The sequence below is a fragment of the Kitasatospora sp. MBT63 genome (genome assembly GCF_000710465.2).
Lineage (GTDB): Bacteria > Actinomycetota > Actinomycetes > Streptomycetales > Streptomycetaceae > Kitasatospora.
The window spans coordinates 1-10,570 of record NZ_JAIZ01000204.1; the positions used below are offsets into that span (position 1 = coordinate 1).

The window sequence follows — 10,570 nt, forward strand, 5'->3', positions numbered from 1 at the left end:
GGCCCGGCGGGCGCCGGGATGCCGGCGCCGCGCGGGTTGAGCTCGGGCGGCAGCGGCGGCTCCGCGGCCGGCCCGCCGTAGCCCGGGGCCTCGCCGTACCCCGGGGCGCCGTAGCCCTGGCCCTCGGCGCCCTGGTCGCCGTAACCCTGTCCGCCGTGGCCCTGACCACCCTGGCCGGGGCCGCGCCGGCCCTGACCGTACGACCCGTACCCGCCGCCGCCCGGGCGGTCCTCCTGCCACGTGTTCATGTGGGGAAGGATGCCCGAAAGCGGCAGCCCGCAGTGCTGCCGGGTCGGCTGCGGGGCCGCTTGTAACAGAGCTGATGCAGGGCCCGGATCGTTCAGCGGGAAATGTTCAGGGGCTGGAACCAACCCTTGACCGCCCGGAAACGCCCGTGTTTGCATGACGGGCATGGAACAGCGATGGACTCTCACGCGTCGGCTCCACGTCGACCTGGTGCGGGTGTCCGGCGCGCTGTGTCGCGGCTGACCGCTCGCCGCCCTTCTGCCTGAACCCGCCGCACCCGCGCCCCGCGCTGCCGTGCCCCGCGCCGGCGGCCGCTCCCGTGTCCGCGCCCCGCGCCGGCCCGTCCCGCTTCCTGCCACGGTGCCCGCCGACCACCGGCACCGTCCTGCCCCGAGGTGATCCCCATGGCCACCGTCCTGTCCGTGTCCGGCTCCCCGTCCGCGACCTCCCGCACCACCCGGCTGCTCCGCCACGTCGACGCCCGCCTGACCGCCCGCGGCCACCGGGTGGTCCCGTTCGAGGTGCGCGCCCTGCCCGCCGAGGCGCTGCTGGCCGGTGACCTCTCGCACCCCGAACTGGCCCGCGCGGTCGAGCTGTTCGCCGAGGCCGACGGCGTGGTGATCGGCACCCCCGTCTACAAGGCGGCCTACTCGGGCCTGCTGAAGGCCCTGCTGGACGTGCTCCCGCAGTACGCGCTGCGCGGCCGCACCGTGCTCCCGCTGGCGACCGGCGGCTCCACCGCGCACGTGCTGGCGGTGGACTACGCGCTGCGCCCGGTGCTCAGCGCGATGGGGGCCGGGCACATCACCCAGGGCTGGTTCGTGCTGGACCGGCACATCACGGTCCGCGAGGACGGTTCCACCGAACTGGAGCGGGAGACGGACGTGCTGCTCACGCCGGTGGTGGAGGCCTTCGCGGCGGCGCTGGAGCGCAGGCCGGAGCCGGCGCTGGCCGGCTGAGCCGCGGGGCGGCGCGGCGGTACGGCGGGTCGGTCCGGGTGCGCGCACCCGGACCGACCCTCACCCCCGTCCCCTGGTCCCCTAGGGGGAGGTGCCGCGCACCCCGTACATCTCCCGGTCGGTCGGCTTCCTCCCGGCGGATGAGGTGCCGTCCCCACCGCTCTCCTAACGTGGTCCTTATCCCCCCTCGCCACCCGGTGGTGGTGCCGGCCCCAGGCCGGAAAGGGGTGCGGGCCCCATGGCCGACGCACCCCCGCGACCGCCAGGCTCGGGGGGCCAACGGGTGGAACCAGGACAACGAGGAGACTCCAGTGACGACGGCAGCCAACGCCGTGCACAGCGCCCAGCAGTCCGGCGGGCGGGCCGCCAGCGCGGCCAGTGCCCGCCAGGTGACCAAGGCGTACGGCGCCGGGGAGACCCGGGTGACGGCACTCGACGCCGTCGACGTGGACATCGAGCGGGGCCGGTTCACCGCGATCATGGGCCCCTCGGGGTCCGGCAAGTCGACCCTGATGCACTGCCTGGCCGGGCTGGACACGGTCACCGAGGGCCGGATCTGGATCGGCGACACGGAGATCACCGGGCTGAAGGACAAGCAGCTCACCCAGCTCCGCCGGGACAAGATCGGCTTCATCTTCCAGGCGTTCAACCTGCTCCCCACGCTCAACGCGCTGGAGAACATCACGCTGCCGATGGACATCGCCGGCCGCAAGGCCGATGCCGCCTGGCTGCAGCAGGTGATCGACACCGTCGGCCTGTCCGAGCGCCTCAAGCACCGGCCGACCCAGCTGTCCGGCGGCCAGCAGCAGCGCGTCGCGGTGGCCCGCGCCCTGGCGGCCCGCCCGGAGATCATCTTCGGTGACGAGCCCACCGGCAACCTCGACTCCCGCTCCGGCGCCGAGGTGCTCACCTTCCTGCGCCGCTCGGTCGACGAGCTCGGCCAGACCATCGTCATGGTGACCCACGACCCGGTCGCCGCCGGCTACGCGGACCGGGTGCTGTTCCTCGCCGACGGCGCCCTGGTCGACGACATGACCGCCCCCACCGCCGACTCCGTCCTCGAGCGCATGCGCCGTTTCGACGGCAAGCGCACCAGCTGATTCGGAGCCGGAAACCCCCATGCTGCTCAAGACCTCGCTACGGAGCTTCCTCGCCCACAAGGGGCGGATGATCCTCTCGCTGATCGCCGTGGTGCTGTCGGTCGCCTTCGTGTCCGGCACCCTGGTCTTCGCCAACACCGCGACCAGCACCTTCGACAAGCTGTTCGCCTCCACCGCCTCCGATCTCTCGGTCAGCAAGGCCGTCGAGGAGTCCGACCAGAACGGGCCGCCGCGCGGCGTCAAGCCCGCCACCGTCCCGGTGGACACCGTCTCCCGGCTGGCCGGCCTGCCGGGCGTCCGGACCGCCCTCGGCCAGGTGTTCAGCCAGTCGACCGTCCTGGTCGACCCGGTCGCCAACAAGGTGGTCGGCCCGACCCAGGGCGCACCCACCATCGTCGGCAACTGGACCGACTCCCCGCGCAGCGCCCTCGACCTGACCTCCGGCCACCTCCCGCAGGGCCCGGACGACCTGGTGCTCGACGCCGACACCGCCGCCAAGGCGCACCTCGGCCTCGGGAGCAAGGTCCGGGTCGTCGCCACCAGCGGCAACTACGACTTCACGCTGTCCGGCATCGCCACCTTCCGGACCACCAACCCCGGTGCGGCACTGGCCTTCCTGGACACCGCCACCGCCCAGAAGACCCTGCTCGGCGAGGTCGCGTACACCTCGGTCGACCTCTTCGGCGACGGCAGCCGCACCGACGACCAGCTCAAGCAGGAGGCGCTGGCCGCACTCGGCAGCGGCTTCCAGGGCAAGACCGCGGCCGACCAGAAGGCCGACGGCGCCAAGGGCGTCGGCTCCTTCCTGGACTTCATGAAGTACGTGATGCTCGGCTTCGCCGGGATCTCGCTGCTGGTCGGCGGCTTCCTGATCATCAACACCTTCTCGATGCTGGTCGCCCAGCGCACCCGCGAGATCGGCCTGCTGCGGGCCCTCGGCGGCAGCCGCAAGCAGGTCAACCGCTCGGTGCTGATCGAGGCGCTGATCCTGGGCCTGCTCGGCTCCACCCTCGGGCTGGCCGCCGGCCTGGGCCTCGCGGTCCTGCTGATCCAGCTGATGAAGCTGCTCGGGATGAACCTGGACGCCTCCTCGCTGGAGATCACCTGGACCGTCCCGGTCGCCTCGTACGCGGTCGGCATCCTGATCACCGTGCTGGCGGCCTGGGTCCCGGCCCGCCGGGCGAGCCGGATCTCTCCGATGGCCGCCCTGCGCGACCACGGCACCCCGGCCGAGGCCTCCGCCAACCGGATCCGCACCGTCATCGGGCTGGTCCTCACCGCGCTCGGCGTGGCCGGCCTCGGCGCCGCGGCCGCCGCGCACAAGGCCGCCGACGGCGGACTGCCGCTCGGCGCCGGGATCGTGCTCACCCTGATCGGCTTCGTGGTGCTCGGCCCGCTGCTGTCCACCGGGGTGGTGCGGGTGCTCGGCGCCGCGCTGCCGGCCCTGTTCGGCCCGTCCGGCAAGCTGGCCCAGCGCAACGCGATGCGCAACCCCCGCCGTACCGGCGCCACCGCGGCCGCCCTGATGATCGGCCTGGCCGTGGTCACCGGCGCCTCGGTGGTCACCAACTCGATGGTCAGCTCGGTCAACGCGCAGATCGACGACTCGGTCGGCGCCGACTACGTGATCACCGCCAACAGCCCGCTCACGCCGGCCATGGCGGACGCCGCCCGCACCACCCCGGGCGTCAGGACGCTGATCGAGCAGAAGCAGCTGCAGGTCACCTTCGGCACCCCGGACGGGAAGCACCCCAAGTCCCCGCTGCTGGTGGTCACCCCCAACTTCACCGAGGGCTTCCGGATCCCGGCCGTCTCCGGCCGGACCGAGGACGCGCTCGGCGGCGGGATCTCGGTGGACCAGAAGTTCGCCACGGAGCACGGCGTCAAGGTCGGCGACCGGCTCACCGTCGACTACGGCCAGGGCCGGACCCAGAGCCTGCCGGTCGGTGTCGTCACCGAGAGCGGATCCGTCCTCAACGGACTGCCCTTCACCTCCTTCGGCACGGTCGCGAAGGTGCTGCCCGCCGACGAGATCCCCGGCGACGACCAGATCTTCGGCATCGCGGACCCGGGCGCGGACAAGGACCGGACCCTGACCGCCCTGCAGAAGTCGCTGGAGACCTACCCGCAGGTCCAGGTGCAGGACCGGGCCGGGCTCAAGGACCTCATCCAGAGCCAGGTCAACCAGCTGCTCTACATGGTCTACGGCCTGCTCGGCCTCGCCATCGCCGTCGCGGTCCTCGGGGTCGTCAACACCCTGGCCCTGTCGGTGGTGGAGCGGACCCGCGAGATCGGCCTGCTGCGGGCGATCGGCCTCTCCCGCCGCCAGCTGCGCCGCATGATCCGGCTGGAGTCCGTGGTGATCGCGGTCTTCGGCGCCCTGCTCGGCTGCGGGCTCGGCCTCGCCTGGGGCGTCACCGCCCGCAAGGTGCTGGCCGACCAGGGCCTGGACGTGCTGACCGTCCCGACCGCGACGATCGTCTTCATCCTGGTGGCCTCGGCCGTGATCGGTCTGCTGGCCGCGCTCGTCCCGGCCTTCCGGGCCGGCCGGATGAACGTCCTGGCGGCCATCGCCACCGACTGACCGCACCACCACGGGGGACGCGGGGGCCGGGCACCATGCCCGGCCCCCGCGGCATGCCCGGCTCGGGGGCGCCCGGTCACGGGCAGCCGACCTCGGCCCCGGTCTCGGCGGCCGGATCGGCCGGGCCCGGCGTCCCGCCCGCGGCCGCCGGCGAGGCACCCGCGGAGGGCCGGGCCGGCGGCGGGCCGCTCGACGGCGCCCCCGTCACACCCCGGTAGTCGGTACCGGCCACCACCTGCACGGTGGCACCGAGACCGGGCGCCTCGGCCAGTTCGGCGCCGGGCAGCGCCGCCGCCACCGTACGGGCCGACTCGTCCCAGTGCGGGTCGTAGCGGACGGTGGTGCGCACGGCGGTCGTGTCGCCGGTGTTGGCGGGCGTACCGGTGGTGGCGAACCCGGCGCCGCGCAGGTCGGCGTCGACCCGGGCGGCCAGGCCCTGGACGGCGGAGCCGTTGAGCACCTGGACCCGGATCTGTCCGGGCGCCACGCTCCCGGCGGGCACCGGGGCGGCGGACGGCCCGGGGGCGGGCCGGTCGGTCAGCGGCCGGCCGTGCCGCAGTGCGTCGAACAGCGCCTCGGCGCGGGGCCGGTCCCACAGCACGGTCGAACCCCAGCCGCTGACCTGGTGGTCGAGCGCGGCCAGCGGCACGGTGGCGAAGTCGGCGTCGGAGGCGGACAGCTCCTTCAGCCGGGAGACCAGCCGGAGCAGGTCGTCGCCGGTCAGCTGCTGGTCGGCCTTGACCGAGCTCAGCACCGTCCGGGTGACCTGGCCCAGCCGGGCCGGGTCGAGCAGGGTACCGGCGGTGGCGGCCTGCCGGAGCAGCTGGGCGAGGAAGCGGTGCTGGCGGTGCATCCGGCCGAGGTCGGAGCTGCCGTCGACGTGCCGGGCCCGGACGTACTTGAGCGCGCCGGCGCCGTCCAGCCGGGTGGTGCCGGCCGGCAGGTCCAGGCCGGAGTAGTCGTCCTTGAGCGGCTTGCTGGTGCACACCTCCACCCCGCCCACGGCGTCCACGGCGGCGACGAAGCTGAGGAAGTCGACCTGGAGGTAGTGGTCGATCCGCACGCCGGTGTTCTGCTCGACGGTGCGGACGGTGAGCTGGGCGCCGCCCATGCCGTACGCCGCGTTGATCCGGCCCTTGGCGGCGGGCACCTGCCGGTGGGTGGCGGGGTCCTGGTGCTCGGGGATGTCCACGTACGAGTCGCGGGGGACGGAGACCACGCTGGCCCGGCCGCCGCCGTCGGCGAGCTGGACGATCATCATGGTGTCGGTGCAGTGGCAGGACTCGCCGCCGGCGTGCAGGACCTGCTTCAAGGTGGCCTCGGGGATGCCCTCGCGGTCGTCGGTGCCGACCACCAGGAAGGTGGTGACGCCGTCGTCGGCGGGACGCTCGTGGTCGCCGCTGAAGGCGTCCACCCGGTCGATCGCGTCGCTGACGCCGTTCACCATCGCCCAGCCGCCGCAGGAGGCCGCCAGCACGGCCAGCGACAGGGCGCCCGCCGCCCACTGGGCCCAGCGTCGGCGGGGCGGGCGAGCGGGGCGGCGCGGGCGGGACGGGGGCATCCTCTGGATCGTAGGGGCGTGGTCCGGGCGGTCCGGCGCGCGGCGCGCCGGGCATCCGGGCGAGCAGGCACGTTCCGTCGGAAGCCTCCTGATCACGGCGTCGAACCTGGTGGGTACCCGCATCTGACAAGGGCGGGTATGCGCCGGTACGGTGGGGCCCGATGAACACCAAGGCTGCTGAAGAGCTGCCGGCGGTCTCCGTGATCATGCCGGTGCTCAACGAGGAACGTCACCTCCGCACCGCTGTCCGCCGGATCCTGGAACAGGACTACCCCGGCGCGATCGAGGTGGTGATCGCGCTCGGTCCGTCCACCGACCGGACCGACGAGATCGCCGCCGAACTGGTCGCCGCGGACCCGCGGGTGCGGACCGTGCCGAACCCCACCGGCCGCACGCCCGCCGGGCTGAACGCAGCGATCCGCGGCTCGAGCCACCCGATAGTGGTCCGGGTGGACGGCCACGGCCTGCTCACCGACGGCTACATCGCCACCGCGGTGCGGCTGCTCGGCGAGATGGACGCGGCCAACGTCGGCGGCATCATGCACGCCGAGGGCGAGAGCGAGTGGGAGAAGGCCGTCGCGGCCGCCATGACCTCCAAGATCGGCGTCGGCAACGCGGCCTTCCACACCGGCGGCCTGGCCGGCCCGGCCGACACCGTCTACCTGGGGGTGTTCCGCCGCGAGGTGCTGGAGAAGCTGGGCGGCTACAACGAGGAGTTCATCCGCGCCCAGGACTGGGAGCTGAACTACCGCATCCGCCAGGACGGCGGCCTGGTCTGGTTCACCCCGCAGCTGCGGGTCACCTACCGCCCCCGCCCGAACGTCCGGGCGCTGGCCAAGCAGTACAAGGACTACGGCCGTTGGCGCCGGGTCGTCACCCGCTACCACCGCGGCTCGGTCAACCTGCGCTACCTCGCCCCGCCCGCCGCGGTCGCCGCCATGGCCTCGGCCCTGGTGCTCGGCGCGCTGGTGCACCCGGCCTTCCTGGCCGTCCCGCTCGGCTACCTGGCGGCCATCCTCGGCGGTTCCGCGCTGGAGGGCCGCGGCCTGTCCGCCAAGGCCCGGCTGCAACTGCCCCTCGCCCTGGTCACCATGCACATGAGCTGGGGCTTCGGCTTCCTCACCTCCCCGCGTTCACTGGCCCGCCGGGTGATCGCGAGCACCGCACCGGCCCCGATGGTCCCGGGCGGCGACGAGCGGCAGGCCCGGCTGCGGCCGACTGCGCCATAACCCTCCGGCCGCCCCGCCCCGGGCGCTATCGTCCCCGCCATGGGGATTGCTGAGGGGGCGCCGGCCCGGACCGGTGTACGCGTCGAGCCGACCGCGGACGTCGACGAGCGGGCCGTGATCGGTCCGGGGAGCACGGTCTGGCACCTGGCGCAGGTGCGCGAGGACGCCGAGATCGGGGCCGACTGCATCGTCGGCCGGGGCGCCTACGTGGGCCCCGGCGTGCGGATCGGCGACCGGGTCAAGCTGCAGAACCACGCGCTGGTGTACGAGCCCGCGGTGCTGGAGGACGGCGTGTTCGTCGGCCCGGCCGCGGTGCTGACCAACGACCTGTACCCGCGCTCGGTCGACGTCGACGGCAGGCTCAAGCGCGGCGACGACTGGCACGCCCGCGGGGTGACGCTCCGCCGGGGCTGCTCGATCGGTGGCCGGGCGGTGCTGGTGGCGGGGGTGACGGTGGGCCGCTGGGCGCTGGTCGCGGCCGGCGCGGTGGTGCACCGGGACGTCCCCGACTTCGCGCTGGTGGCCGGGGTCCCGGCGCGCCGGATCAAGTGGGTGGGCCGGGCCGGCGAGCCGCTGGCGGACGCCGGTGGCGGGCGCTGGCGCTGCCCGCGCACCGGCGAGGAGTACGTCGAGGCCGGCGGCGTGCTCTCCGAGGCCCCCTGACGGCAGCCGTCGGCCCGCGGTCAGTGCGTGCCGGTGCGGCCCTGGACGCAGCCGCCCTCGTCGCCCTGGTGCACGGCGACGTCCGAGGGCACCGCGCTGGGCACCGGCGCGGGCGCCGCGGCGGCCCCGCCACCCGGCTGGTAGTCCGCGCCGAGGGTGACCACCACACCGCGGCCGCCGCCGCCCGCCGAGACGGCGGACTCCGGCAGCCCCAGCGCGGCGGCCACGGCGAGCGCGCCGGCCCGCTGGTCGGCCTGGGCGTAGCGCACGCTGCTGGTCCGTACGCCGGTCCCGGCTCCGGTGCCGGGCGAGGCGCGGTAGCCGAGGCCGCTGAGCTTCTTGCCGGTCTCGGCGGCCAGGTTGGGCTGCGGGGTGCCGTTGAGGACCTGGACGGTGACCGTGCCCGGGTCCACCGGCGGTGCGGCGGGCGAGGACGGTGCGGCGGGCTGCGGGTCGGCGGCCGGCGAGGCGGCGGGGTCGGCGCCGCCGGAGTGGTCCTCGGTGCCGTTCAGCGTCCGGTCGGCCAGGATCAGCGCGAACAGCCCGTCGGCGCCGGGCTGGACCAGCCGGTCCTTCTCCCGCAGCGACTTGTCCGGGTCGTCGTGGGTGTACTCGGTCGGGGGCTGGACGAAGCTGATCTCGGCGGGCTTGATGTTGTGCAGGCTGGAGGCCAGTTCGGCCAGCTTCAGGGTCCCGGCGATCGGGTCGTCCACGGTGATGGACCTGGTGGCGGCCTCCACCACCGGGAAGGCCTTGGTCGGGTCGAGCAGCGTGCCCTGGTCGGTGACCTTCTTCAACAGCGAGGCGAGGAAGGCCCGTTGCATGGCGAAGCGGCCGATCGCGGTGCCGTCCTGGACCTGCTTGCGGGTGCGGACGAACTGCAGGCCCTGCTCGCCGTTGAGCTTGGTGACCCCGGCGGGGAGGTCGAGTTCGGAGTCCTTGTCCTTGATCGGCTGGCAGAGGTTGACCTCCACCCCGCCGACCGCGTCGGTGATGTCCTTGACGCCCTGGAAGTTGACCAGCACGTAGTGGTCGATCTTCAGATGGGTGATCGACTGCACGGTGTCCTGGACGCACCCCGGACCGCCGTGCCCCAGCGCCTCGTTGAGCGGCCGGTGCTTCAGCGGCGCGTGCGTCTCGCCGTTCACCACGCACTTGGGGTGGTCGATCAGGGTGTCCCGGGGCAGGTCGAGCGCGACGGCGGCGCGCCTGTCGGGGTAGACGTGCAGCACGATGTTGACGTCGTTGTTGCCCGCCCCGACGTTGTCGCGGTCGCCGTAGCCGCCGCCGAGTCCCTTGCGGCTGTCGGTGCCGATGATCAGGATGTTCATCGCCACCCGGCCCTGGGCGTCGGCCTGTCCGGGCGGCGGCGGTGCGTTGCCCGCGCCGAGCGGGGCGTGCTGGAGGTTGGCGTCCAGGTGCCTGAGGTAGAGGTAGCCGCCGCCGCAGCCGGCCACCACCAGGGCGCCGGTGGTCAGGGCGACCGGCTTGATCCAGCGGCGTATGCCGGACCTCCGGGCCCGTCGGCGGCCCCGGCGGGTACCGCCGGCCGGCCGGCGTTCCGCGGCGCGGCCGCCATCTGGTTCCGTGCCCTCGTCCATCCCTGTTCCCCCGCCCGTCCGTTCGATACCCCGTGAGTGTTCGAACGGACAAGCTACCCGAGGGCACGCCTCGGTTGCAGCTTGATCACAGCGCCGGTCCACGCGCGGGGCGGGCTGCCTGACGCTCCGTCGAGGGCACCGTCACCCGGTGTGCTCGACAGGCCGGGCCTCCCGCCCTTCCATACGCGCCGGGGGCGTCAGAAGGTGCACGGTGGGCGTGAGTTATTTCGCACAGACGTTGGTGTCGTCCGCCTGCACCCGCTGGAGGTCCTTCGGCGCCTCGGCCGGAGCGGCCGCGGCGGTGCCCGGGGCGGCCCCGAGGAAGTCCTTGCCGAGCACCACCACCAGGGCGTCCTTGGCGCCGAGTTGGGAACTCTGCTGGACGGCGGTGGCCGGCAGGCCGAGCGCCGCCGCCAGCGCGGCGGCCTGGTCGGCCTTCCCGGCCGGGTACGAGACGCTGCTGGCCTCCGCAGCCTCCGCGTTGCTGCCGGTCGCCGCCTTGGCGAAGCCCTTGCCCTGCAGGGTGGCCACCGCCTTCGAGGCCTGCTGCGGCTGGCCGGTGCCGTTGCGGACGGTGGCCCGGACGGCCGCGCCGTCCACGTCGGGGGCGGCCGGGGCGGCGGGGGG

Annotated in this window: 9 protein-coding genes and 1 pseudogene; 6 read left to right on the forward strand and 4 right to left on the reverse strand. The window is 74.2% G+C overall.

Annotated features, from left to right (window positions below):
* Positions 1–248: pseudogene (locus AA75_RS14285) on the reverse strand (hypothetical protein); the annotation flags it as partial.
* 163 nt (positions 249–411) lie between these two features.
* On the opposite strand from AA75_RS14285, the gene AA75_RS53980 reads away from it, so the two are divergent.
* From AA75_RS53980 to AA75_RS14300, 4 genes are all read left to right on the forward strand, one after another.
* Positions 412–489: a putative leader peptide gene (locus AA75_RS53980; RefSeq protein ID WP_368666565.1), complete on the forward strand. Its 78-nt coding sequence runs from the start codon at positions 412–414 to the stop codon at positions 487–489.
* Positions 490–650: 161 nt separating this feature from the next.
* A complete protein-coding gene (gene ssuE / locus AA75_RS14290; protein WP_033820366.1) occupies positions 651–1,205 on the forward strand; it encodes an NADPH-dependent FMN reductase in 555 nt (184 codons plus the stop codon).
* A 332-nt stretch (positions 1,206–1,537) separates the two neighbouring features.
* On the forward strand, positions 1,538–2,305 hold the full coding sequence (locus tag AA75_RS14295) for an ABC transporter ATP-binding protein (RefSeq protein ID WP_033820369.1): 768 nt from the start codon (positions 1,538–1,540) through the stop codon (positions 2,303–2,305).
* A 19-nt stretch (positions 2,306–2,324) separates the two neighbouring features.
* On the forward strand, positions 2,325–4,889 hold the full coding sequence (locus tag AA75_RS14300; protein WP_033820367.1) for an ABC transporter permease: 2,565 nt from the start codon (positions 2,325–2,327) through the stop codon (positions 4,887–4,889).
* Positions 4,890–4,965: 76 nt separating this feature from the next.
* Here AA75_RS14300 and AA75_RS49300 read toward each other — a convergent pair whose 3' ends face one another.
* Positions 4,966–6,450, reverse strand: a complete 1,485-nt coding sequence (locus tag AA75_RS49300; RefSeq protein ID WP_051812372.1) for an LCP family protein — start codon at positions 6,448–6,450, stop codon at positions 4,966–4,968.
* A gap of 161 nt (positions 6,451–6,611) precedes the next feature.
* On the opposite strand from AA75_RS49300, the gene AA75_RS14310 reads away from it, so the two are divergent.
* A complete protein-coding gene (locus AA75_RS14310) occupies positions 6,612–7,679 on the forward strand; it encodes a glycosyltransferase family 2 protein (RefSeq protein ID WP_051812374.1) in 1,068 nt (355 codons plus the stop codon).
* A 39-nt stretch (positions 7,680–7,718) separates the two neighbouring features.
* Positions 7,719–8,342 carry an acyltransferase gene (locus tag AA75_RS14315; RefSeq protein WP_051812376.1) on the forward strand — a complete coding sequence of 208 codons (624 nt, stop codon included), beginning with the start codon at positions 7,719–7,721 and terminating at the stop codon, positions 8,340–8,342.
* Positions 8,343–8,362: 20 nt separating this feature from the next.
* On the opposite strand, the gene AA75_RS14320 is transcribed toward AA75_RS14315, so the two are convergent.
* Positions 8,363–9,943, reverse strand: a complete 1,581-nt coding sequence (locus AA75_RS14320) for an LCP family protein (protein WP_051812377.1) — start codon at positions 9,941–9,943, stop codon at positions 8,363–8,365.
* 222 nt (positions 9,944–10,165) lie between these two features.
* Positions 10,166–10,570, reverse strand: a 405-nt coding sequence (locus tag AA75_RS14325) for a LytR C-terminal domain-containing protein (protein WP_149038127.1), incomplete at its 5' end; no start/stop codon positions are given.